This window comes from Alkalinema pantanalense CENA528, from assembly GCF_050753345.1.
Lineage (GTDB): Bacteria > Cyanobacteriota > Cyanobacteriia > Leptolyngbyales > Leptolyngbyaceae > Alkalinema > Alkalinema pantanalense.
Map to the genome: position 1 here is coordinate 1 of NZ_JBLZFX010000012.1, position 25,937 is coordinate 25,937.

Annotated in this window: 13 protein-coding genes; 11 read left to right on the forward strand and 2 right to left on the reverse strand. The window is 47.0% G+C overall.

Annotation, left to right across the window (positions count from 1 at the left end):
• The first annotated feature begins 259 nt into the window (after nt 1–259).
• From ACN4EG_RS06090 to ACN4EG_RS06135, 10 genes are all read left to right on the forward strand, one after another.
• Nucleotides 260–1,003, forward strand: coding sequence for a hypothetical protein (locus ACN4EG_RS06090; protein ID WP_431628389.1), 744 nt, complete (start codon nt 260–262; stop codon nt 1,001–1,003).
• Nucleotides 993–1,622, forward strand: a complete 630-nt coding sequence (locus ACN4EG_RS06095; RefSeq protein WP_431628390.1) for a pentapeptide repeat-containing protein — start codon at nt 993–995, stop codon at nt 1,620–1,622. The genes ACN4EG_RS06090 and ACN4EG_RS06095 overlap by 11 nt, the downstream gene beginning before the upstream one ends.
• A 38-nt stretch (nt 1,623–1,660) precedes the next feature.
• Complete coding sequence (locus ACN4EG_RS06100; RefSeq protein ID WP_431628391.1) at nt 1,661–2,380, forward strand: hypothetical protein; 720 nt, start codon at nt 1,661–1,663, stop codon at nt 2,378–2,380.
• Nucleotides 2,381–2,412: 32 nt separating this feature from the next.
• Nucleotides 2,413–3,261, forward strand: coding sequence for a DUF1822 family protein (locus ACN4EG_RS06105; protein WP_431628393.1), 849 nt, complete (start codon nt 2,413–2,415; stop codon nt 3,259–3,261).
• A gap of 57 nt (nt 3,262–3,318) precedes the next feature.
• A complete protein-coding gene (locus ACN4EG_RS06110; RefSeq protein WP_431628394.1) occupies nt 3,319–8,805 on the forward strand; it encodes a CHAT domain-containing protein in 5,487 nt (1,828 codons plus the stop codon).
• 90 nt (nt 8,806–8,895) lie between these two features.
• Nucleotides 8,896–9,318 (forward strand): GIY-YIG nuclease family protein, encoded by a 423-nt coding sequence (locus tag ACN4EG_RS06115; protein WP_431628395.1) that lies wholly within the window; start codon nt 8,896–8,898, stop codon nt 9,316–9,318.
• Nucleotides 9,319–9,465: 147 nt separating this feature from the next.
• Nucleotides 9,466–10,602: a hypothetical protein gene (locus tag ACN4EG_RS06120; RefSeq protein ID WP_431628397.1), complete on the forward strand. Its 1,137-nt coding sequence runs from the start codon at nt 9,466–9,468 to the stop codon at nt 10,600–10,602.
• Nucleotides 10,603–10,760: 158 nt separating this feature from the next.
• A complete protein-coding gene (locus ACN4EG_RS06125) occupies nt 10,761–13,637 on the forward strand; it encodes a helicase-related protein (protein ID WP_431628398.1) in 2,877 nt (958 codons plus the stop codon).
• 522 nt (nt 13,638–14,159) lie between these two features.
• Entirely contained in the window at nt 14,160–18,062 is a 3,903-nt protein-coding gene (locus tag ACN4EG_RS06130) for an Eco57I restriction-modification methylase domain-containing protein (RefSeq protein ID WP_431628400.1), read from the forward strand.
• Between the two features lie 2 nt (nt 18,063–18,064).
• Nucleotides 18,065–18,619 carry a hypothetical protein gene (locus ACN4EG_RS06135; protein ID WP_431628401.1) on the forward strand — a complete coding sequence of 185 codons (555 nt, stop codon included), beginning with the start codon at nt 18,065–18,067 and terminating at the stop codon, nt 18,617–18,619.
• 15 nt (nt 18,620–18,634) lie between these two features.
• Here the strand turns inward: ACN4EG_RS06135 and ACN4EG_RS06140 are convergent, their stop codons facing one another.
• Nucleotides 18,635–19,474 (reverse strand): DUF2887 domain-containing protein, encoded by an 840-nt coding sequence (locus tag ACN4EG_RS06140; RefSeq protein WP_431628402.1) that lies wholly within the window; start codon nt 19,472–19,474, stop codon nt 18,635–18,637.
• A gap of 50 nt (nt 19,475–19,524) precedes the next feature.
• Between ACN4EG_RS06140 and ACN4EG_RS06145 the strand changes: the two genes are divergently transcribed.
• The gene (locus ACN4EG_RS06145; protein ID WP_431628404.1) at nt 19,525–24,873 is read left to right on the forward strand and encodes a DEAD/DEAH box helicase; all 5,349 of its coding nucleotides are present in this window, start codon (nt 19,525–19,527) and stop codon (nt 24,871–24,873) included.
• Between the two features lie 168 nt (nt 24,874–25,041).
• Here ACN4EG_RS06145 and ACN4EG_RS06150 read toward each other — a convergent pair whose 3' ends face one another.
• The gene (locus ACN4EG_RS06150; protein WP_431628405.1) at nt 25,042–25,317 is read right to left on the reverse strand and encodes a hypothetical protein; all 276 of its coding nucleotides are present in this window, start codon (nt 25,315–25,317) and stop codon (nt 25,042–25,044) included.
• Between the last annotated feature and the right edge of the window lie 620 nt (nt 25,318–25,937).

The window sequence follows — 25,937 nt, forward strand, 5'->3', positions numbered from 1 at the left end:
TCTCCATAGAGTTGGCAATACTCATCGACAAAGCGAATCGTTGGTCGAGCTTCTCTGGAGGCGGACATCAGTTGCTAGGCTCTCTAAACTCTACTCTCTCTATTCTAAATTCCTCTGCTTAGAGTGACTGAAGAGGGATAAACTGACTTGCAAATGAGAACCTGCGTGGCAGCTAGTGTCGAGAGCGTTATGGCTTAGAAAACACATAATCTCCTTTAGCTCGAACGTCATATCATTAAAGTTGAGTGGAAGTCTTGTGATGGCAGCTTTTCGAAATGATAGTTTAGATCAGTCATCTGACTTAGATTGGAGTACTCCTAATCTGCAGCTTGAAAAGGTGATATGTACGGATAAGGTTTTCCGGTACTTATCCCAGGAGGAAATTGAGCAGTCTCCAGAAATTGAGGAGTTTGTTACACTGTTTTTGCACTCCAATCAGTTGCCCCCTGAGCAAGTAGTAAATATCTGTCAGCAGTTGAATTTACTTCAACAAAGATTACAGCATCATCTGATTGTCTTGTTTGAGGCCCTAGCCCATATTGGTGATTTACAATTTTGGTTACCTATGGAGAATCAAAATAATATCTCTATGGATTTTATTAGAGATACAAAAGATTTGTGGGAGAAGACAGAACATTTACATGCTGATTGTGAACAATTGATTGAGCTTACGAATCGATATGCTCAATTACAGCCTAAATTACAGCAGGGTAGGGAGCGAACAGAAGAAACCCTAGAGTTTTTCATTGATAGTATTCGTTATATCAATAAGTATTTAATGGAGCAAGTTCCTAACCTCATGTTTGGAAGCCGGGAAGATTGGCCACAGAATTCAAGGCGCTTGTATCGCTATATCAACGAACTACATAGTTTTATTAATCGCGTGATAAGACTTTTGCAAGGACACCTACGAGATCGCTTGCCGTCTGATATTGTACATCATTACGACTTAGACAATATCAAGCAACTTGAAGAGCAAAAAGGAATTAATCATGGGAATTAGGCAAAAACTTCGCACATGGCTATTGAATAATGGGCAGGAGCATGGATTAAGAGAAATAGTCCAGCCAGTTCCTAAAAAGGAACTAACAGTGATTGACAATGCTCAGTTTCATCACTTGTATAAAAAAGGGGAAACTGATTTTCGGGATTGTCGTTTTGAGGGAGTTGATTTTTCAGGCGTGACTCTACGCAACCTTGATTGTCGAGGATCTTGTTTTCAAGCAGTCAAAGATCTGCACCGTCATAGTGTGAATTTAGCTGGGGCTGATCTGTCTGGAGCTAACTTCAGTAGAATGAATTTAAGTGGACTCGATTTTAGTAGAAGCGTACTTTGTAATGCTATTTTTGTGGGTACAAACCTGAGTCGAGCTTGTTTTTACGAAGCGCAGCTAGATGGTGTAGATTTCACAAAAGCTGATTTGTATTGGGCCGATCTTGCAGGAACCCAAATACGCAACGCAATTTTAAATGATGCAAATTTCGAGTGTGTTGACTTGTATGGAGCTAATCTTGACGCTAGTGTAACAGGGTGTAACTTTACTGGAGCCAGATTACCCTATGGGATCAGCTTTAAAAAGCCTGAAGTGGCGCAGAAAATGAGGATTTTTGGGGAATACTGAGAATATTGTAGGTTTCAGCGAAGTGGTTGAGGTGTGATATGACTCAAGGTAATTACCTTCCAAAATTACCAGAGGATGACAACTGGAAGGATTGGCTTGCTAGCTCTATTAAGTATATCTGTCATAGACAGTTGAAAGATCGTACTCGTTATATTAATCAACTGATCACCGGCTTATACAAGAGCAAAGTCTGCTTCGCTTTCAGAACCAAGTTCTCTACCTTATCGCAGCATGATTACACAGATGCCCTTCATGCTGCGTTGCTAGATCTGAGGAATAATCTATGCGAGTCTATCTCAAAAGATGAAGGACGGCAGAGGAAGTCCTACCTAGACTGTGGAGTTGGGGCCTTGCCCTATTTTTTGACGGTTTTACGAAGTAGATTGATCGATATTACAAGGGCGGAACAAGCGATCGCTAGGAAAGAGGCTGCAGGAAGAGATCCCTCTGATCTATCGTCAGGTGCGGAGGAAACACCGGCAACGAAGAGCTTGCTGGAAACCTACAGGGAGCTCTTGCACAAGGATACCGATGGAGAACTAGCTAAAACATCAAGTCGTAAGTATCCTCAAATGACGGCTCAAGCTGTCTTGCTTTTGCGGGCGGAAGGTATGAGCTTCAAAAAAATTTCTAAGCAGCTGCAAGTGCCTTATGATCGCCTAGTCAATAAGCGTGATGGATTTTTCCCGACTAAATGTCATCCTCTGCAGGAGAAATATGCTGAACTGGCAATGAAAATGATTGATAACGATGAATAACTGACGTAATCATGTTGAATTGAGGTAACCCTATGGCTACGAACTCAGACTATTCAGAAGAGTGGCTGCCAACGGCAGAAGAATTAGCTGAAATTGTTGTTCCTAATGAGCCAAGTGATATTGAAAATGCAGTTCCAATTCCGATCGCGAGTCAGGCACGGCATTTAGCGAATACTTATTCAGCGGAGCAGCCTAACTCTGAGAAAGCGCAACAAGTTCGGAGAAATACATTAGCAGTTTTAGTATTACGGAGTTATCTTGCGTTTCATGGGTATGTGGTTGATTTAGAGGCAAGTGAATGCTGGAATCCGATTTTACGTCAGTTGGGGGATGTAGCAGATCTTATGGTTTCTGAGCTAGGTCGTTTGGAGTGTCGAGTTTTTGAAGTAGGTGCAGAATTTTGCCCGTTGCCGGAAGAAGCGCAGTTAGATCGCATTGGATATGTGGCGATCGAGCTGTGTGCGGATGATTGCTGGGGATGGGTGCTGGGATATCTGCCAGAGCCGGATCATGGTGAGATGATACCTGCTTTGCAGAGATCGCAATTAGTGCCGATTGAGCAGTTAAATGAGCAATTGGAGCGGCTGGGGCGGTTGAATCAGGTTATGCCTGTTGTGTTTCGAGAGCAAGGGCTGGAGGAGCCTTGGCCTGAGGAGGATCGATTGGCTGTTGTGGCACTACTAGAACGGATTTATCGAACGAAGGGTACTTTGAAACGAGTATGGGCTGCGGAGTCTGCGATTCAGGAAGAGTGGAGGGCTGAGGATGTGAGCACATCTGATTCTGAATTGGTGACGGGAAATCTACGATCTCTGAATGAGGATAGTAGGGCGAAATTACGTAGAGTGTTAACAGAAATATATAAGCAGTTAGCTGAATAATCTGTGTGTGAGTGGCTGAATACTTTTTAGCTGGATCTGGCAAAGGTAGGTTTTTGAATGGAAGATTGGATTACGAGTTACCAGGAGCAACTTAAGATTTACACTCGCTCTACTTTTCCGTTGCAGTGGGCCAAGCTTCAAAAGGATTTGGGAGATGGTTACCAGAAGCAAACTTTTGGAGATCGCAGCACGAATCTAGAAATGGCGATTATAGCCTATCAACAGGCTTTGGGTGTTTATAGCCAGGAGAAAAATCCTGAAGAATTTGCAGAGGCAGCATTTCAGTTGGGAAATGTCTATCGCGATCGCGGGGTGGGTAATCGATCTGATAACCTAAAGTTAGCAGATGCATCCTACCAGCAAGCATTGGCAGTTTTCACCTATGAAGCATTTCCTGATAAGTGGGCACTGGTTCAGATTAATTTGGGTTGTGCTTACCAACGTTTATCTTCCAAGACTTTAGATGATCTGGAAGTAGCGATTTCAGCCTATCAAAAAGCCTTACGGGTCTTCACACCGGAAAAAGATCCAGTCAATTGGGGCTGGACAATGTTTGCTCTTGGCTCGGTCTGCCGCGATCGCCCCTCTGAAGATCTACAGGAGAATTATGAGATTGCGATCGGTTATTTCAATCGAGCCCTAGAGGTCTATAACGTATCAACAGATCCAATTAATTGGGCGGGTACCCAGATTTGTTTGGGCAATTTGTATCGCAGCCGTTTAGCAGGCGATCGATCTGAGAATTTAGAGCAGGCGATCGCGATTTTCAATCATGTTTTCGATGTTTACACCAAGGAGCAGTATCCAGAAGGGTGGGCACTGGTTCAGCACAATCTAGGCTGTGTTTACTTTGATCGAATTGTGGGCGATCGGGCAGACAATATGGAGCAGGCGATTGCTTGCTACAATAGAGCGCTTGAAGTGAGAAGTCGTGAGAACCAACCCTTTGATTGGGCAAGTACGTTGAGCAATCTAGGAGCTGCTTATCGTAATCGACTCATTGGCAATCAACAAGAGAATACTGAGGTTGCAATCCGGCTATATTATCAGGCATTGGAGGTACGAACCTATGAAGCTTGTCCACAAGACTGGGCATTGACGCAACAGAATTTGGGTAATGCCTATAAAAACCGTTTTGCAGGTAGCAGCCGGGAAAATCTGGAGCAGGCAATTAAGTGTTATGAGTCAGCAGCTAGGGTTATTGGGTATGGTAAATTTTATGAGCAGTGGGCTAGTGCTCAGGAATCCTTAGGGCTATGGTTTCATGATGCTACAGAGGGCGATTGTGCAGAGAATCTAGAACGGGCTATTGAAGCCTATACTCAAGCGCTTTCATTCTATACAGAAGCAAATTATTCAGAGACGTGGGCAAGGCTGCAATATAATTTGGGATTAGCTTACCAAAATCGAATTGAGGGAGATAAGGCTGAAAATCTAGAATTATCCATTTTTCACTATCAGCAGTCTTTAGAGGTTAGAACCCGTGAGACTAATCCAGAAAAGTGGGCAGCTACCATTTCCAATTTGGGATTGTCTTATAGTGAACGCATTGAGGGCGATCGTGCAGAGAATCTGGAAATGGCGATCGAATGTTATCTCCAAGCACTAGAAGTACAAACTCGTGAAACTTTTCCTACGGATTGGGCTTGGTTACAGGCTTCTCTTGGATATGCTTATCGAAATCGAATTGAGGGAGATAGGGCTAAAAATCTAGAATTATCCATCTTTCATTATCAGCAGTCTTTAGAGGTTAGAACCCGTGAGACTGATCCAGAAAAGTGGGCAGATACTATTTCCAGTTTAGGATTCTCTTATAGTGAACGCATTGAGGGCGATCGTGCAGAGAATCTGGAAATGGCGATCGAATGTTATCTCCAAGCACTAGAAGTACAAACTCGTGAAACTTTTCCTACGGATTGGGCTTGGTTACAGGCTTCTCTTGGATATGCTTATCGAAATCGAATTGAGGGAGATAAGGCTGAAAATCTAGAATTATCCATTTTTCATTATCAGCAGTCTTTAGAGATTAGAACCCGTGAGACTGATCCAGAAAAATGGGCGGATATTCTAGCTACTTTGGGTGATTTGTATAAACACCAAATTGAGGACGATGAGGCTGCAAATTTAGAACGAGCACTTGAATGTTATCTCCAAGCACTAGAAGTAAAAACATACGAAGTTTTCCCTGTAGAGTGGGCTTCCCTACATGCTGCTCTTGGATCTACTTACGGATCTCGTCTTCAAGGTGACAAGGCTGAAAATCTGGAATCATCCATTTTCCATTATCAACAGTCTTTGCAAATCAGGACTTGTGATGCTGACCCTGAAGGATGGGCAGATACTATATTTTATTTAGGAACATCTTATAGTCAACGAATCTTAGGTGACCGTGCTGAAAATCTGGAACAGGCAATCGAGTGTTGTCTACAAGCGTTGTCAGTGAGAACTCGCGAAGCCTTCCCCAGAGAATGGGCCTGGTTACATTCTGCTCTTGGATATCTTTATAGGAAGCGCCTTAACAATGAGAAAGCTCAAAATTTAGAATGGTCTATTTTTCACTATCAGCAGTCTTTAGAAATTAGAACCCGTGAGACTGATCCAGAAAAGTGGGCAGATACCCTTTCCAGTTTAGGATTCTCTTATAGTGAACGCATTGAGGGTGATCGAATCGAAAACTTAGAGTGTGAGATCCAGTGCTATCTCCAGGCATTAGAAAAATTTGACTCTACTCAATTTTCGCAATTTTGGGGGAGCCTGATACTAAATCTGGGTGCGAGCTATGCAAATCTCTACTTGGCTGATAACCAAAGGCTGGAAATGCTAGAGGAGGCTATAAAGTGGTCACAATACAGTTTGCAATTTTTTGATTTTCATGATTTTCCGATGGAATGGGCTGGAGCTCAGCTTAATTTAGCAACAGCAAGTATTTACTATTCCAAGCACAGGAATGCTAAAGATAATATTGAACTAGCTATTCAGTGTTTTGAGAATGTACTTCGAGTTTATGAGTCTTGCACAGAATCTTGGGCTTGTGTTCAACTGAACTTGGGTGTAGCTTATGGAGATCGCATTTTTGGGGATCGAGCTAATAATATTGAACTAGCTATTCAGTGTTTTGAGAATGTACTTCGAGTTTATGAGTCTTGCACAGAATCTTGGGCTTGTGTTCAACTGAACTTGGGTGTAGCTTATGGAGATCGCATTTTTGGGGATCGAGCTAATAATATTGAACTAGCTATTCAGTATTTTGAGAATGCACTTCAAGTCTTCACTAAAGAGCTTTTTCCTAGACAATGGGCACTAATTCAACAAAATCTATGTGCGACTTATACTGACGGAATTACTGCTACAGTTGGTAGAAAGAACTTTGAGTTAGCCATTCAATCTGGTCAATTAGCATTAAAAGGACATGAATTTTCTTCAACTTCATGGGCACGTACACTACGTAACTTGGCAAATGCATATGTTTTGAACAATGAAACAATAAGATCAACTCAACATACTAACCTTATTGTTTCTTACTGCTATCAGGCTCTAGATGTATTCAATTATAGTATTTACCCAGAACAGTGGTCTGCAACCCAAAATACCTTAGGTCTGATTCATAGCCAAAACATAGTTAGTATTCATGATGATAATTGGAAAAAAGCATTATCATGCTTTCAAGCAGCTTTGACAATCAATACCCCATCAAGCCATCCTCTTCATTGCCGTATCTCAGGTGGAAATATGGGGGATATGGCTCTTCGCTTTGATTCTTGGAGTCTGGCTATCCAAGGATATCATTTAGCCATCGAAGCCACGGAGCAGCTTCGTAATTGGGGGATTACTGTCACGCGTCGTCAAGCAATCATTGAAGAATCATTTTCGATTTATGAAAAGATGATTCACGCTTGCATTCAGAACAATCAACTAGATCTCGCCCTCCAAACCCTAGAACGCACTCGCTCCAAGCGTCTCACCGACCTCATGGGCGCGCCCGATCTCTACCGAGACGGCAACATTCCTGAAATTGTCCAAACTCTACTCAAAGCTCTAGAAGAAACCCAACAAGAACTTAACCATCTCTACCATCAACAGAATGAAAACGAAGGGCGGACTTTCCTGCGAGATATTGTCCCCATCTCACTATCCCCCGAAAATCGCCAACAAAGAATCCAAGAACTAGAACTCCAAAAACGCACCATACTCGACGAACTAACCCGCCACGATGCCGTCTCCGCTGGCCTCCAACAAGTCCAACCCCTCCAAATCAGTACCCTCCAAACCAAACTCCTCACCACCCCCACCACCGCCCTCCTCAGCCTCTACACCACCGCTACTGATACCCACATCTTCATTCTTCGGCAGACCACCGTCGAACACTTCACCTGCCCTGGTCAAGGTCGAGATACCCTGCAAGCATGGTTGCTAGAAACCTGGATACAACCCTACGCCCAAGGCAAACTCCAGCGCTCCACTTGGCGCGAACAAATCCCTATCAAACTCCAACAACTCTCCCAAAAACTCGAACTCGATCGTCTCATAGCCCAACACCTCACCGACGTAACTGAACTTATCCTCATTCCCCATCTCTACCTTCACCTCATCCCCTTCACCGCCCTCCCCATCCACAACCAAACCCAGCTACTCGGCGATCGCTTCATTATTCGCTATGCCCCAAGCTGCCAAATCCTGCAATATTGCCACGATCGCGACCCACTCCCCCCCCAGCCACACTACGGCACCGTTGAAAATGCCACCGACGACCTACCCTGTGCCACCCTCGAAGGGAACTGGATCGCCCAACTTTTCAACGTTCCTAGCGATCGTCGGCTACGCGGCTCGCAACGAGCAACCCTCAACCAATATCGCCAACTGCTTGAACAAACTCAATCGATCGTCTCCTCCCACCACGCTACTTCCCGCCTCGATAATCCCCTCGAATCCGCCCTCATCCTAGGCAATCACCAACGCCTCACCCTAGGTCAACTCCTTTCCCCAGGCTGGCGATTTCCTCATCTCAATGATCTTTTTCTTTCCTGCTGCGAAACTGGAATGACCCTGCCCGAAAACTTAGCAGAAGAGATTCTCACCTTAGGGACAGGTTTCCTCTGTGCAGGCGCTCGTAGCGTCATCACCTCCCAATGGGCTGTCGATGACCTAGCCACTGCCCTCCTGTCCCGGTTCTACCATGAATATCGTCTTCCCACCAGCGATCGCCCAGCCTACAATCGCCCCCTCGCTTTGCAAAAAGCCCAACAAAAGCTTCGCACCCTTTCAGGCCAAGAATTTTCAGATCTTTATCAGCAAGAGATTGCAGCTTTTATCCAAGACGAGTGCGATCGTCTTGAGCAGGAATGCCAAATAATTGAGACTCACTATGAGCAAATCCCATCCAACTCCGAAGTCGCAGAACAGCTACAAACTCAGTACAACAACTATGCACTCTTAATCCAAAAGTTAGATGAGATCAAGCAATCTATTCCCTATCGAACTCAGCTAACCTTTCCGTTCCAGGAACCTTTCTACTGGGCAGGCTTCAAATGCGAAGGACTACCCTAGAAACACATAACACTCCCAAGCCGCTCCGTTAAGAAAGCAGAACCGATTAGATAGGTTCTAAAAGCTGTACTTACATATCAGGAGCTATTTATGCCTTGGAGTCAATACTACGAATGCCCCTTTAACGACAAAGGGGAGATTGATATGCGTCCCGTTGAGCACCATGCCCCTAACCGCAAGGGCATCTACGTCATTGCCACTAAAAACGGACGAACCTACAATCCGCAGTACATCGGTCGCTCTGGTAGCAGCATCTGGAAACGCTTGAAAGCCCACTTCTCTGGCAAAGGCAATCGAGTTGTTGCTTCCCTGCTGCAAGCAAAACGTAACGGTAACTACGGTGGCATTTTACCTAATGCTCTGTACTTCGCCTTTCTAGAAACCGATGAGCACAAGCTAATCGAAGCCGCTTACATTGATGCCAACGATCGACCCATTTGTAATCTCATTCGTGCTCGCTTGCCAGAAGGTCTACGAGAAGATGCTGTCTTGCATTCTGAACTAGAAGATTAAGCTGAACTCTCCAAATCACGATCGCTGTTCTCATAACTAATATTTTTAGGAGGGAGCAGCGATCTATTTTATGCCTGTAGATGAACCATAACTTCATTCAGAACAGTATGAATAATACCGTTCTATATCAAATTAGGAGATTCCTGAATGACTAGAAAAACAACTCAAAATAAATCCACAACGAAATCGACAAAAGGTAAATTTAGGATGCAATTTAAAGAAATGCTGATAAGCAGTTATTTGTGGTTCATCGCTAATCTTGTACCTGATCCAGAAGATTTCATGGGATTGGGGTACAAGTCTCCTGAACTGCGGAAAAATGCAGCGAAAGTAGCCTCTATTGTTTTTTGGGCAAGTTTTGTTGATTTGCTAACGAACCAATCACTGATGGAACTTTTCGTTGCAGGTCTACCTCGTCCTTTTCAAACTCTGCTAGGATTTGGCGTGAACTTTAGTCTTCTAGCCATCACCAATCACTTCGCCAGCCTTGCTACGAAGCAAACTGCAAAAACTCGTAAGCTTGCTAAAGTTGCAGTCACAGCTTTCATTGGTCTTAGTATTGTGAGATCGCTTTGTGCACCTCTCGGTACAGAGATCTTTCTAAACAGTGATGGCATTGCAGCCACTCATGCAAAAAATCTTGTTGCAGAGCAAGCGCACAAGATTGAAGAACTGCGCACTAACAAAGAGATCGAAACTTTAACAAAAAAAATTGCTGAATTAGACGAAAAATTGAAAAATCGTCAAGACCCAAACTGGGATAAGTATCAGATCGAAGTTGAAGGACGCTACGGTACAGATCCCTCCTGTGACCTCCCTGTCGAAAAACGTCCCTACAGAACTCACCTTAAGTGCCTCACTCAAGCAGTTGAGTCTCGCTATCAAGGGAAACGACAAGACTTCGAAAATAAGCGAATTGGGCTCGGCAACGATCTTCTCTTTCTAGAAAAGTACATGCCCGAAGTGTATGCCTTGAATTTTACCCCAGAGCGTCAGCTACGTTCTGGTATCGAAACCGCAAGGATCGCTATGCAGCACTTAGGTGGACGAATTCTGCAATTTGACTTGATGGGCTTAAGTCTTCCTCTAATTGCCTTTCTGATTTCAGCTATTACTAGCTATGGGGCTTGTGCATCTTCCATTAAGCTAGGTTTAAGTTCAGATGCAATGCTCTCCTACAATGAAGCTCTAGCTCGTGCACTCAACGCAAAAATAGCTGAAATCCAACAACTTCATCTATTGAAGCAATCAATTCTGGCCAAAAATGGAAGTAAAGGGGCTTAATAAGTAAAGGTTGCCCTCGGTGCAAGCACTAGCAGGCATTCCGTTACAAGCTTCAGGAAATCAGACTTCAGTCAAGTCAACCTAGTGAGGAATTTTCTTGCAAAATCCCTGTCAAAATTTATACTACAGTCAGACCTACTGGCTAGATTTTGCTTCTTATGACAAACTATACTCCCGGCTCAATTGTTACTTGCCGCGATCGACAATGGATCGTTTTGCCTTCTGATAGTCCAGCAGTTGTGCGGCTGCGTCCCTTGAGTGGGAGTGAAGACGAAGTTTGTGGAATCTATGAACCACTGGAGATTGAGCAGCTTAATTCTGCGACATTTCCGACTCCGCAGGCACAAAGTGTGCAGGATCATACAGCCGCGATTTTATTGATGGATGCAGCGCGGATGAGTTTGCGGAGTGGGGCAGGGCCATTTCGGTGTTTGGGACGTTTGTCAGTGCGGCCTCGACCTTATCAACTGGTACCTCTATTGATGGCGTTGCGGTTAGATACCGTACGGCTGTTGTTGGCAGATGATGTAGGGATTGGGAAGACGGTTGAAGCGGGACTGATTGCGCGCGAGCTACTGGATCGCGGAGAGATTCGCCGTATTGCCGTGTTGTGCCCACCCCATTTATGCGATCAGTGGCATTGGGAATTGCGGGATAAGTTCAATATTGATGCGGTAGTGGTCAGGTCAGGAACTGTTTCCAAACTCGAGCGGCAATTGCCGAATGGCGATCATCATATTTTCGGCTATTACCGTCATGTAATTGTGAGTTTGGATTATGCCAAGTCAGATCGCAGAAGAGCAAGTTTCCTAACCCATTGTCCCGATTTTGTAATTGTGGATGAAGCACACACTTGCACTGCTGTAAGTGAACAAAAAGGATCTGCTCAGCAGCAACGACATCAACTAGTAGAGGCCATCGCAGCCAAGCCTGAGCGCCATATGGTGTTGCTAACGGCAACGCCCCATAGTGGGATTGAGTCGGCATTTTTGTCTTTGTTGGGGTTATTGCAGCCGGAGTTTGAACAGTGGAACTTAGAGTGTTTGACCGAACAGCAGCGGGATCGGTTAGCTAGTCACTTTGTGCAGCGGCGACGGGCAGATGTGAAGCAGTGGCTGGGAAATGATACCCCCTTCCCGGAGCGGGACGCGATCGAGTCAGCTTACAAGCTATCTAAAGATTATCGAGATTTATTCGATCAGGTTTATGGGTTGGCAAGAGGTCTACTCACCGGAGCAGACGGATTATCTTATGCTCAGCAACGGGGACGCTATTGGGCTGCATTGGCATTGATTCGCTGTGTCATGTCTTCTCCAGCAGCAGCGATCGCGACTTTGACCCGGCAAATGGATAAGACAGTGGAGAGTGAATTACCGGAGGAAAGCCTAGATGAGGCACTGATGGGGGCTTATGTCTATGACCCAACGGAGCAGGAACAGGTGGTGGATGCAGCTCCATCGATGGTGGTGGAGCAGGGAACAACGTTTTATAAAGAGTCTGAACGACGGAAGCTAAAGTCGTTTGTGCAGGCGGCAGAGAAGTTGGTTGGGGCGAAGGATTCTAAGTTTCAAGCGGTACTATCGATCGTAGAAGGGCTACTAAAGGAAGGACTGAATCCAATCATTTGGTGCCGCTATATTGCCACAGCAGAATATGTAGCAGATTTGTTGCGGCAAAAGTTAGAGAAGAAAGGGCGACAAATCCGTGTCATGGCAATTACGGGAACGCATTCGGAGGATGAGCGGGAGATTCGGCTGGAAGAACTGATGGAGTATCCCCAACGAGTGATGGTTGCAACGGATTGCTTGAGTGAAGGGGTGAACCTTCAGGAGCATTTCAGTGCAGTAGTTCACTATGATTTACCCTGGAATCCCAATCGTTTGGAACAACGGGAAGGTCGCATCGATCGCTACGGCCAACCTGCAAAGGAAGTGAAAAGTTTCTTGCTACATGGTGATAATAATCCGGTGGATCAGGCTGTTCTGGATGTTTTGATTCGTAAAGCGGTGGAGATACACAAAGCATTGGGAATTACGGTACCTGTCCCGATGGATAGTACGTCGGTTTCAGAGGCAGTGTTCCAGTCGTTGTTCGACCGAGCCGATCGAGCGGAGCAGTTGACGCTGTTTGGGCAATCGGTGGAAGCCGAACAATTGTCTTTAATAGATTTATTAGAAGATGAAGTTTCTGCAATTGGTCTGGTACATAAACGCTGGAAGCAAGCCGTCGATCGGGAACGGGCAAGTCGGACGAAGTTTGCTCAAAGAGCGATTAAGCCAGTGGAAGTAGAACAGGAATTGCTAGAGTCGGATCAGGTTTTAGGATGTGAAGCGGATGTGGAGCGGTTTGTAGTAGAAGCTTGTAAGCGGTTGAACTATCCACTAGTGAAGCAAAAGCATGGCTACCTTTTGAAAACGATTCCGGTGTTTTTGGAGTTGAGTTTAGGGAATCGATCTCGGACAATTGCGTTTAGTACGCCCTTAGCTGAAGGGGTAGAGTATATTGGGCGGAATCATCCGTTGGTAGAAGGGTTAGCACGATATTTGTTGGAGGAGGCGCTGGATAAGCTGGAGGAACCAACTGCCGCGCGTTGTGGCTTAGTAGTAACGGATGGAGTAGAAAAGCGAACAACCCTATTGTTGTTACGGTTGCGCCATGTACTAGAGGAAAAGCATCGTGGGGCAGCGGGGCAGCAGCTTCTGGCAGAGGAATGTTTGGTAGCGGGGTTTGTGGGACCTCCCTCTGATCCGTTGTGGTTGAAGGATGAAGCGGCACTGAAATTATTACAGTCGGTGGAGCCGGTTGCTGATGTTCCGATCGCCTATAAACGGGCAGAAATTGATGAGTTGTTGGAGCGCTTGGATGAGTTGGCAGAAGATTTGGCACTAGTTGCACAAATTCGGGCAAAGGTTTTGGAGCAATCACACTGTCGGGTGAGAAACATCACCAAAGAAGGACAAGTTAAGGTGCGACCTCAAGTGCCAATGGACGTGCTGGGGATTTATATATTAGAACCAGGCAATCGAAAAAAGTAATGTTAGATAGGCATTACAGTAGGTCTTGATGCAGCAGCAGTCGTGGTTGAGCTGCCATGCATGTTTGATATGTGTATCGGATAGGGCGGCTCCCAGCGATCGCGAAATCTGCCTACATCAGACGGTGCACTCTAGTTTTTTCCTGCTTCATATTAGTTGGTCAAAACTTTAGAAATTAGTCGTGATTGTCAGTGCTATATTATTTTCTGTTAGATGAATATAATAAATAACTCTTTTGTGTGATTGCAGAAGTGATGTTGTTTATGCAGGTTTTAATGATGCAGTTCAGGTGATTGGGGTTACTGAAAATTCCAAAAAAGCCTGAGAAATCTTGATAATCAGTCATTTTTTGTGGGCACTCTATCTGGGAAAGAAAAATTTCCCTGTTTATTCCTGATGAGTGTTCTCGCGATCTGTACAGAGAACAGACTACGTGGATCTGCGGTACTCAAGGCTATGTATTTGACTTTACTCGGCTAACGGTTAGATCCATCTACCCACTTCTCAATCGGAGTTACGAAAATGACTGTTGCAGGAATCTCGCTCGTTGGGGTGCAGATTGAAGGCAATTTGCTGGCATCGGATATGCCTATGGAGCTTTTGGCCGGTGGGCTAAAGGGGCAACAGAGTGAAGATTTTGGGTTGAGCCGATCGGATAAGTTGGCGGATGAGATTGCGATCGCTTGGGGTGATGCAAAGGCTTATTGGGCAGCGTTTCAGCGGATGGTGGCGCGGTTGCCGGAGGAGGATACGGCGACGAGTGTGACTCGCGAGTATTGGGTAGTACCGTTGCTGAGAAGTTTGGGGTTTGATCCGGTTTATACGCGGACTGCGGAAGTGGTGGATGGGCAGACGTTTGCAATTTCCCATCGAGCGGAACCGGGGGAGAATAAGCCACCACTCCATGTTGTGGGTTGTCGGGTGGATTTGGAGAAGCGGCCTCCGAGTGGGAATCCGCGTTTGTCGGCCCATGCGTTGGTGCAGGAGTATTTAAATCGGACGGAGCATTTGTGGGCGATCGCGACCAATGGTTTGCGTTGGCGCTTGTTGCGGGATTCGTCGCTGATGACGCGCTTGACTTATGTGGAGTTTGATTTAGAGCAGATTCTCAATGGGGAGAATTTTGCGGAGTTTTGTTTATTTTATCGATTATTCCATCGATCGCGGTTGCCGCAGGGGATGGAGGATGCGGATGATTGTTTGTTGGAGTTTTACCATCAGGAGTCGATTCAGCAGGGTGGGCGAGTGCGAGATCGCTTGCGGGATGGGGTGGAGCAGGCTTTGGTGACGTTGGGGAATGGATTCCTTCAGCATCAGGCGAGTGGGGCTTTGCGGGAGCAGTTGGCGAGTGGGGAGTTGTGTGCGACGGATTATTATCGGCAGTTGTTGCGGTTGATTTATCGGTTGCTGTTTTTGATGGTGGCGGAGGCGCGGGATTTGCTGCTGGAGGGCAGTGATGATGAGAAGCGCCGGGTTTATCAGGAATATTACAGTGTGGAGCGGTTGCGGTTGCGATCGGAGAAACTCAGTTGGCGACGGGAGGGGTTTCAGGATATTTGGCAGGGCTTGTTGGTGACGTTTCGCTTGTTTGAGGGGGATACGGAGAATTGGCGGGGTGCTCTGTTGGGGTTGTCGCCGCTGAATGGAGATTTATTTGGGAAGGGCAGTTTGCCTGCGCTTTCCGCCTGTGGGTTGGATAATCATGATTTACTGACGGCAGTTCGATCGCTCTCCCTCTACGAACAAAAAGGTCAGTTGCGGCGGGTAAACTATGCGGCTATTGACGTAGAAGAGTTTGGCTCCGTGTATGAAAGCCTGCTCGATTTTCATCCTCAGGTACGGCAGCGTAATGGCATTTATGAGTTTCTTTTGGTGTCAGGAAGTGAACGAAAAACGACGGGAAGCTATTACACGCCACGAGAGTTGGTGCAGCAGTTAATCAAGTCTGCATTGGAACCTGTAATGATGGATCGATTGCAGGGATTGACAACTGCTAAGGAAAAAGAAACGGCTCTATTGAATTTGAAAATCATTGATCCGGCTTGTGGTTCAGGCCATTTTCTGTTGGCGGCGGCAAGGCGAGTTGGACTGGAGTTGGCGCGGGTGCGGACGAATGAATTGGAGCCGGGGGATGCACCGCGTCGGGAGGCCCAGCGGGCAGTCATCCAAAACTGTATCTATGGGGTGGATTTGAATCCGTTGGCGGTGGATTTGTGTAAGGTTGGGCTATGGATTGAGGGCTTTTGTAAGGGGCGGCCTTTGTCGTTTTTGGATCATCGGATTAAATGTGGGAATTCATTGGTGGGGGTGTTGGATTTGGAATGCCTGAAGGATGGCATTCCGGATGAGGCATATAAGCCTGTGACGGGGGATGTGAAGGCGATCGCAGCGGATCTCAAGAAGCGTAATAAGAAGGAACGATCGAATCGTGATCAGTTATCGATTTTTGAGGAGTCGATCGAGGCAGATTTACCGGAGATTGCTGAAAAGTGGAGTGCGGTGGGAGCTTTGCCGGAGGAGACGGCGGCGGATGTGCGATCGAAGAAGCTGCGGAATTTGGAGTTGAAGCGAGATCGGCAATGGCTGACGAGTGTGGAGGCTTGTAATCTCTGGACGGCGGCGTTTTTTATGCCGTTGACTGAGGAGAATTTGGCGGTGTTGCCGACGAGTGAGGGGTTGACGCGGTATTTGCGGGAGCAGAAATCGGGGACGAAAGTTAAGAATTCGCTGGGAGAAATTGTTGCAGCCGCTAATGAGTTGGCGCGGAAGAATCGCTTTTTCCATTGGCCGCTGGAGTTTCCGCAGGTGTTTGAGCAGGGTGGTTTTGATTGTGTTCTAGGAAATCCACCTTGGGAACGGATTAAGTTACAAGAGAAAGAGTTTTTTGCAGCAAGAGAGCCTGAAATTGCTAGTGCAGCCAATAAAGCTGAGCGAGAAAAACTAATCAAAAAATTAGCGCACGAGAATCCATTGCTATTGCAGCTTTTTGAGGATGCGAAACATCAAGCAGAGGCTCAAAGTAAATTTGTTCGTGAGTCGGGTCGGTTTCTTTTGACTGCGGTAGGTGATGTCAATACTTACGCAATTTTCTCGGAAACTGCACGTAATCTGCTTTCCACATCAGGCAGTGCAAGCATTATTGTCCCGACTGGAATTGCGACTGATGATACTTGTAAGAGGTTTTTTGGAGATTTAGGACAATCACAAACTCTTGCAAGTTTATACGATTTTGAAAACCGAGAGAAACTTTTTGCTGCGGTTGATAGCCGTATGAAATTCTCGCTGCTAACCATGACTGGGAAAGCAACTGACATGAGTAAGTTTTCGTTCTTCTCAACGAATGTCAGACATTTGGATAATCCTCAGCGGGTCTTTAGGTTATCGGCTCAGGAAATTGCGTTACTGAATCCGAATACTTTGACATGCCCGGTGTTTCGGACAAAAGCTGATGCTGAATTAACCAAGAAAATCTACAAGCAAGTTCCAGTTTTGGAAAATGAAAAAACTGGCAAAAATCCTTGGGGTATTTCATTTGCTCGATTATTTGATATGTCCAATGACAGTGGATTATTTCATACGGACGTAGACGATTCGGATGAAAAATTTGTGCCACTCTATGAAGCGAAAATGCTGCACCAGTTTGACCATCGCTGGGCAACCTATGACGACGAAGGCAACACTAGCGACATCACTGATGCCGAAAAAGCTGATCCGGAGTTTCTGCCATTGCCGCGCTATTGGGTAGAACGATCGGAAGTGAACGATCGATTGAGCGATCGATGGAAAAAAGATTGGCTCATCAGTTTTAGGGATATTTGTCGATCGACCGATGAACGCACAGCCATTTTTAGCTTGCTACCAAAAGTTGCGATTGGAAATAATGCACCTATTGTCATTCCGGCTATTGATGACGCTCGAAAAGTAAGTTGTCTACTGGCTAATTTTTGCTCACTAACGTTTGACTTTGTAACTCGCCACAAAGTCGGCGGAACTCACATGAACTTCTTTATCGTGAAACAACTCCCCGTCCTCACCCCCGAAACTTACACCCAATCCGACATCGACTTCATCGCCCCTCGCGTCCTCGAACTCGTCTACACCGCCTGGGACATGCAACCCTTCGCCCAAGACATGGGTTACACAGGCGCTCCCTTCCCTTGGAACCCAGAACGTCGTGCAACGCTCCGTGCCGAACTCGATGCCTACTACGCCCATCTCTACGGCCTCACCCGCGACGAACTGCGCTACATCCTCGACCCCGCCGACCTCCACGGCCCCGACTTCCCCAGCGAAACCTTCCGCGTCCTCAAAAACAAAGAAATCAAAGAATACGGCGAATACCGCACCCAACGCCTTGTCCTCGCAGCTTGGGATCAAATGTTCGAGCAATCCACCCGCAAATCTCCCCGTCAGCAGGCAGCATAACCATGACCTACACCAAACAAAACCCACCCGTAAACCCTTGGCAGAACCTCGTCGCTCAAAGCATCCATGAGCCAGGAACGATCGAATGGCTGGAATCCAACATCGAAAACATTTACCGTTCCACCCTGCACCAAATCGGCTACTACGGCAACATCGACCACCTCTTCCCCACCCCCAACCTCGAAAACCAATGGCTCTATGACGAAACCACCAATAGCTGCATCGGCTACTTCATCACCCGCTACGAAGAGCTTTACGGCAGTTGGAGCCATGACTACGCCTATCGATCGCACTTCTTCCAAATCCACTGCGACGATCGCCCTGCCTACTACACCGCAGGCGATCCACCAGAATTCCTAATCGAGCAATTTCGCGATCAAGGTAAGGAAATCGTGCCCTGGGAAAAAGCACTCAGTTCAGATCATCCCCTCTTACAAAAAGCCAAAGCTGAATGCCTAGAACTGGGACTCAACAAAGGAACAGCAACCCGCATCTGGAATAAAACAATCCCAGATAGCTTTTGGGAAGCCTGGGAAAGTCGGAAAAATCAAAAATAACACCACCACTGCGATTTATTTATTCTCCACCAACCATGCTTCCAACTGTTTCACTGTCTGCAAACCAAACATGGCTTTCCCCAAATCACTCATCCGTTCCGGAGACATCATAGAAACCTGAGCCGTCACCGTTTCTGGCAAATCTCCCAAATGATTTGTCAATAACTCCAGCAAGAAGCTCGATTTGACGGTATTGCCCTGCTTCTCAGCAATCTCCTGATAAGCCCGCGTATCTTCAATCCGCACATCTTGAATATTAAACATTGCCTCTACTCCTTCCCAGCCTAACTGTGGAAATCGATAAACCATGATAGTACTGATCCACTCAATTATATCGCGCCGTTGCCCAAGCACTGTCCCCCGCTCCAGCAGTACCCTCGCCCGATCGACAACCTCCGCATCCGACACCACCGTCAACAACGCCAACCCCACTGCTAGCGGCTGATCCTGCCAATCTTCAATCTCATCCAGATAAATCCGTACCACCTGTTCACCCAACAGCAGCGATCGATACCACCCCCACTGCGTCGGCTCCAAACTCCGCGAACCAAAAATAATCACCCCACCCCAATCGTCATATGCCACTTCCGATCGTCGTAGGAAAACAAACAGTTCCGCAAAAAAGCGCTTGTAAAGCTCCTCATCTTTCTGAAACTGCACCTCCCCAAAAAATACCACCTTGGGCGATGCATCCTCCGGTGGCAAAAAGACCCCATCGATCCGAAACGCCGTTTCCTTCACCTCAATGGACTCAAATCGATAGCGTTCAGCATTGGGAAAATTCGGATCAATCAAATCAAACAATAATTCCGGCGATCGCTTAAACAATTGATAAAAAATCGAATCCCGTTTCATTCTCAACTCAGCAATCAGAATCAATCAATCGTACTACTGGCGGATACACTATGAAATTCTCAGTCAACCTCCAAGACCTGCTCCAACAAAACGAAGAAGCGATCGTCGCCATGAGCACCTTCATTGCCCAAGGCATGGCCGAGGTTGACTGTAGCGCTGTTGCAACAATCCCCCCAACCCAACTCGAGCTCCTCTTCAGCAACATCCCAACCACCTGGACAGAAACCAACCTCACCAACGCCTTTCACAACGCTGCCAACGCCCTCCAGCAGCAATTCCTCCAACACCTCGGCCTCACCCCCGTCATCCCTACCCTCAGCCCAAAACAACACACCCAATCCAATCGCCTCGATATCTTCAACCTACGCGATGAAGTCGTCCAAGACTACCGCAGCTACATCGAGAGCTTCCTCCGTATCCGCGACTCTCGCGTCAAAAACTTCGTCTCCGACCAACTCGACAGCGGTGCACTCTGGAAAGCCCCCCTCCTCCAACTCAACCCCGCCTACAAACCCGGAGCAACGGTCACAGAACTCATCCAGCAAGGCATCTTCCATCCAGACTGCGCCAAATACTTCTCCAAAAACGGCCAACCCTACCGCTACCACTACCACCAAGAACAAGCCTTCCGCACCGCCCAAAGCCAACAGCCCTACGTCGTCACCACAGGCACAGGCTCCGGCAAAAGCATGACCTATGTCGCCCCCATCTTCGACGACATCCTCAAAAATCCCGACATCAAAGGCGTTCGGGCCATCCTTGTCTACCCCATGAACGCCCTAATCAACTCCCAAGAAGAAGAACTCAACAAATTCCTCAGCCAAGTCCCCGATACCCCCATCCGCGTTGCCAAATACACCGGACAAGAATCCCTCACCCAAAAAAACGACATCCAAAATAACCCGCCCCACATCCTCCTGACCAACTACGTCATGCTCGAACTCATGCTCACCCGAATGCATGAGAAAACCCTAATCGAATCTCCCGACCTCAAATTCCTCGTCTTCGACGAACTCCATACCTATCGCGGTCGCCAAGGAGCCGATGTCGCCCTGCTCATCCGCAAACTGCGCCAACGATCGGGCCGTGACATCCTCTGCATTGGTACTAGCGCCACCATGTCTAGCCAAGGCAATCGCAGCGATCGTACCCGCACTGTCGCTGCCGTCGCCAGCAAGCTCTTCGGCATCGAAATCAAACCCGAAAACGTCATCGGCGAAACCCTCCAACGCGCCATCACCCGCCCCGATCCCACGATCGCCGAACTCCAAACCAGCCTGACCCAAGGACTTCCCCCTGCAACCGAACAGACTCTCGAAACCTTCCAAGCCCATCCCCTTGCTGCCTGGATCGAAATGAACTTCGGTCTAGAAAACGAAGACGGGCACCTAATTCGTCGCACTCCTATCTCTTTAGAGACTGGCGCTAGAATCCTCTCTCAGCAAACGGGTATTAACTTCGATCGTTGTCTTGATACCCTCAAGCAAATGTTCCGTTGGGGTAGCCAAGCTAAAGGACTCGCCTTCCGCCTCCACCAATTCATCTCCCAAGGCGGCAGCGTCTATGCCACGATCGAACCGCACGCCAAACGTGAACTTACCTTAGAAGGCCAATACACCACCACCGAAAACCGTCTCCTCTATCCCCTAGTATTCTGCCGAGAATGCGGCCACGACTACTACGTCGTCAAATACGACACCGAGCAACAACGCATCGAACCACTCCTCCCCACCGCCCTCAACACACCCACTGACGACAACATCTACGAAGGTTATCTCACCCTCAATGAACCCGATTTCTGGGAAGACGGCGACATTGATCGACTCCCCGACACCTGGTTTAAGGAAACCAAGCGCGATGGCCGCGCCCCCAAAAAGGAATACGCGGCCTTCATCCCCCGTCGTCTTCAAGTTCTCGCCGATGGCACCATCGCTAACTCTCTGCTTAAAGGTACCGCCTGCTGGTTCATCCCAAAGCCCTTTCTTACCTGCCTACAATGCGGTGTTGTTCACGATCGTAAGAAAAACGAATTTACCAAACTCGCCCGTCTTAGCAGTGAAGGACGCAGTACCGCCACCACACTACTGTGCCTATCCACCGTCAGCCGTTTAAAGCAAGTCCTCGGCAAAAACTCTGAAGCCACCAAAATTCTCAGCTTCACCGACAACCGTCAAGATGCCTCCCTCCAAGCAGGCCACTTCAACGATTTCGTCCAAACCAGCTTCCTCCGCGTTGCCCTCAACCAAGCTCTCCAAGCCAACCAAGCCCTGACCCACAGCGAATTAGCGATGGCCACCTTTGAAGCCATGCAACTCGACCCGATCGCCTATATCAAAATCGTCAAAGAACACCCCGAAACCATCCTCACCGAAAGTGCCAAACGCCGTGCCGACGAAAAGTTCCGTGAACTGATCGAATATCGTCTCTACGAAGACCTTCGACGCGGTTGGCGCATCATCCAGCCCAATCTTGAACAGAGCGGACTCCTTGCGATCGAGTATCTTGATCTGCAAGAAATCTGTGACACAATCGATCACTGGCAGCATCCCATTCTCCGCCAAGCTACCCCACAGCAACGATTTAGAGCCACTAAAGCCCTCCTCGACCAACTTCGGCGCGAACTCGCGATCGACGCTGCCCTCCTCCAACCCACCCGCCTCGAACAACTCAAACGTGATGTTCAGCAATCGATCGCCGAACCCTGGAGTTTTGATGAATTTGAAATGCTCCACAAAGCAACCTGGGCAATCAGCAAATCCCAAAATACAGCGAACGCAAAAGCCCAAGACCGAGGTATTAAACTAACTGCCAAGAGCAAAGTGGGCCGCTTTCTCAAATCGTCTAAGGCTTGGGATTGGCTGACTGATTCTATTAGCGATCGTGAGTACGATAATTTAATCAGATCGTTATTAAACACATTGCGTAATGCTGGACTGCTACTTGAAAAAGATAGCGCCTTCCAACTCCGCATCGAAGCATTAATCTGGCGATCGCAACTAACCGATACAATTCCCGCCGACCCACTTACCAGCCGTCGTCTACAAGGCGAAGAAGACGCATTTCTATCAATTAATCAATTCTTCCAAAACTTCTACAACACCCCAGGCACCACTGTCCTCGATATGGCAGGTCGCGAACATACGGGTCAAGTCCCTGCCAGAGAACGTCAAATTCGCGAAGCCAAATTCCGCCAAGGAGACTTAGAAGCCCTCTTCTGCTCCCCCACCATGGAACTAGGAATCGACATTTCCGACCTCAGCGTCGTCCACATGCGCAATATCCCCCCCAACCCAGCCAATTACGCGCAACGTAGCGGTCGCGCGGGCCGAAGTGGACAGGAAGCCCTCGTCATTACCTATGCCTCCGTCGGCAGTGGCCACGACCAATACTTCTTCCGCAACCAAAACCAAATGGTCGCGGGAGTCGTTATGCCCCCCAAGCTCGAACTGGGCAACCCCGATCTCGTCAAATCTCACCTCTATTCCATCTGGCTAGCAGCCACCGGAGTCCAGCTAGGCGACTCCATGAACCAAATTCTGGATTTGGAACAAGAAACCTATCCACTCCGCGAAAGCCTTGCTGCAAAATTACAACTCCCCACCGCCACGATCTCAAAATGTGTTAGTGACGCTTACACCATTCTTTCTGACATTTATGCCCAACAGGATCTAACTCGATTTAGCTGGTATTCAGACGAATGGTTAACCCAAGTATTTGAAGGTGCTTATAACGCATTTGATAGAGCCTGCGATCGATGGCGTAGACTCTACAACGATGCAAATAAACAACTTATTAAGGCTCGTGATCTCAGCGATCAATTTCGTCGTGGCACGATCAACCAGGAAACCTATGATAACGCTGAAAGCCTAGAAAAAGAGGCACAACGCCAATTAGCCCTATTAGTAGGTCAAACAACTAGCGGAAAGGGGAATAGTGAAATGGAATTCTATCCCTATCGCTATTTCGCCTCTGAAGGCTTCCTACCTGGCTATAACTTCCCACGACTTCCCGTTCGGGCCTTTATTAAGTCTGGTGACACAGGAGACTTTATTTCACGCCCTAGAGTTGTTGCATTACGTGAATTCGCACCGAATAACGTTGTTTATTACGAAGGGAGCAAGTTTCAAATCGATCGAACTCGTCTCCCGGCAGGCGAAGTCCCTTATAACCGCGTCAGCACCTGCTTCCATTGCGGCTATTTCCATACAGGCGACGACTGGAATCGTGATACCTGTGAAAACTGCGGTGCTAAACTCACGGATGCCAACGGGAATCATGCAAAACTGAATCGTGTTCTAGCCATGGATACAATGCTAACCCGTCGCCGAGAACGGATTACCTGCGATGAAGAAGAACGTCTAAAATACGGTTACAAATTCACTACCCATTTCCGCTATGCCGAAAACAAACAGCAATCGGCTCAAGTCATGGCTGAGAGCGGTTCTACCTTACTCGATCTAAATTATGGAGAAACAGCTAATATTTGGCGGATTAATCGTGGCCTTCGTCGCAATCAGGAGCAAGGATTCAAACTAGATATTCAAACTGGCACCTGGAATCCTCAATCCGGAAACACTAATAATACAACTCTGCATCAAGATGTAAACTTGATGATTCAGGAAACTTCCAACATCTTAATCATCGAACCAAAAAATCTGCCCGTGGCCAATACGGAGGCATTTCTAGCAACACTACAACACGCCTTAACCCGTGCCATTCAAGCTATCTATAAACTAGAAGACAACGAACTTTCCTCCGAACGACTCGGCCAAGGAAAAACACTGCTCTTCTGGGAATCGGCTGAAGGTGGGGCCGGAGTGCTAACGCAGATCCTCGAAGATCCTAAGGCATTTCAAACGATCGCCCAAACCGCTTTAGAAATCTGCCACTTTACAGAACCGAAGAACAAATGTATACATGCCTGCTACGAATGCCTTCTGTCCTATAACAACCAGTTTGACCATCCACTCATCGATCGGTATTTAATCAAAGACTGGCTCATTCAGCTCCAAAGTAGCCAAGTCAAGAAAAATCAAGAAGATAAAGCACGGAAAGCACAATATGAAAAGCTACTGCAACTCGTCGATCCCAATTCTTCCTTGGAGAAAAATGTTCTAGAAACCATCTACATTAAGGGCTTACCATTACCCGATAGCTGCCAAGAGATCATCAGCGAAGCCAACATCAAACCTGACTTCATTTACAAAGATGCAAAAATTGCCATCTTTTGTGATGGCTCCGTCCATAACGCACCGGACAAGCAGCAACAGGATCGCATTGAACGAGATAATTTGAAGTATCAGACTGGCTACAGAGTGATTACGCTGAGATACGATGAAGACTGGCAAACCCAGCTCAACAGCATCCAAGGATTAGTTAATTCAGGGCTGTTTTCATAAACTCTTTTGGATTTTAGAAAATCGTCTGATTCATGAGACACTCAAAGTAAAGCGATGGTTAAAGTAAGATACACAACAGATAGTGTTTGTTACACACATACTTTCTGGAGAAGACGTGAATGGAATCTTTGCTTTAATTGTCAAATCGGCAGGACTTACGCAAAGCCACTAAATATGAGGGGTGTCACTGCTCAATCGCATGGGTAGAGTGGATGACTTCAATTGCTCAATCAAATAGTTCGATAGCAACCGAGTCCACACCAGCAACGCACAGGCAATAGGATTGCGCTGAATCCGTTGCTTACAACACTGACAAGCCTCAAGGCCCGTTGTTGGCTTGAGTTCCCGGTGAAATTGCTTAATCTTCCAGCGCACAGCACACAATTTTTGTGTGTCGTCCGTCGAATCTTGAGACAAGTCGTTGATAGCGATTAATAGTGTCATGGCTAAACGTTTGCAAGTACTCAGCCAAGTGAGTCAGCATAAAGTTTATCTGACTGCTCAGTAAGTATTGGCAATAAGCGAGTTTGCTAAAGGACATATAGAACCCATTTGACATCTTTGTCGTAACCCTTTCTGGGAACGGATTTCAAGGCGGATTCTCCAATTTCGCTGAAAGCCTTGTGTAATCAAGGTTCTAGCTATAGATTTCAAATAGGCTCTATAAAGTCAATTACGCTCAGCAATAGAGTTACTGTACGGGATATTCTCTCCCTTGACTAGACCCTACCCATAGCGGTCTTGCGTAAGTTCTGATCGGTACTTGTTCAAGGTGTGGGCGTAGTGAAGCAGTGGTTACTCTTGCTAAATCTCGATTTTCTCAATCCACTTGGTCTTATCTCACGCCCGCCCGATTGCTCAATTTAAAGTGTATTGACAGGAGCAAAGCCTATCTGCTGACTCGATTACTCTAGCACTGATGACTTGGATGAGTTTCTTTAAATAGTTTCGCGCTTACCCAGAGCAGATTGCCCATAATCTAACTACAGTAGTGGAGATGGAGTGCGTCTGTAGCAAGTTTTAAACAATCTGACAAGCAAGCAATTCAGCGGCGGAACGGGCAT

Bases quoted from the DNA above. Each gene is read 5' to 3' on its own strand.
- ACN4EG_RS06100 (WP_431628391.1), top strand. From the start codon at position 1,661: ATGACTCAAGGTAATTACCTTCCAAAATTACCAGAGGATGACAACTGG.
- ACN4EG_RS06125 (WP_431628398.1), top strand. From the start codon at position 10,761: ATGACAAACTATACTCCCGGCTCAATTGTTACTTGCCGCGATCGACAA.
- ACN4EG_RS06130 (WP_431628400.1), top strand. From the start codon at position 14,160: ATGACTGTTGCAGGAATCTCGCTCGTTGGGGTGCAGATTGAAGGCAAT.
- ACN4EG_RS06090 (WP_431628389.1), top strand. From the start codon at position 260: ATGGCAGCTTTTCGAAATGATAGTTTAGATCAGTCATCTGACTTAGAT.
- ACN4EG_RS06120 (WP_431628397.1), top strand. From the start codon at position 9,466: ATGACTAGAAAAACAACTCAAAATAAATCCACAACGAAATCGACAAAA.
- ACN4EG_RS06145 (WP_431628404.1), top strand. From the start codon at position 19,525: ATGAAATTCTCAGTCAACCTCCAAGACCTGCTCCAACAAAACGAAGAA.
- ACN4EG_RS06115 (WP_431628395.1), top strand. From the start codon at position 8,896: ATGCCTTGGAGTCAATACTACGAATGCCCCTTTAACGACAAAGGGGAG.
- ACN4EG_RS06140 (WP_431628402.1), bottom strand. From the start codon at position 19,474: ATGAAACGGGATTCGATTTTTTATCAATTGTTTAAGCGATCGCCGGAA.
- ACN4EG_RS06095 (WP_431628390.1), top strand. From the start codon at position 993: ATGGGAATTAGGCAAAAACTTCGCACATGGCTATTGAATAATGGGCAG.
- ACN4EG_RS06110 (WP_431628394.1), top strand. From the start codon at position 3,319: ATGGAAGATTGGATTACGAGTTACCAGGAGCAACTTAAGATTTACACT.
- ACN4EG_RS06105 (WP_431628393.1), top strand. From the start codon at position 2,413: ATGGCTACGAACTCAGACTATTCAGAAGAGTGGCTGCCAACGGCAGAA.
- ACN4EG_RS06150 (WP_431628405.1), bottom strand. From the start codon at position 25,317: ATGACACTATTAATCGCTATCAACGACTTGTCTCAAGATTCGACGGAC.
- ACN4EG_RS06135 (WP_431628401.1), top strand. From the start codon at position 18,065: ATGACCTACACCAAACAAAACCCACCCGTAAACCCTTGGCAGAACCTC.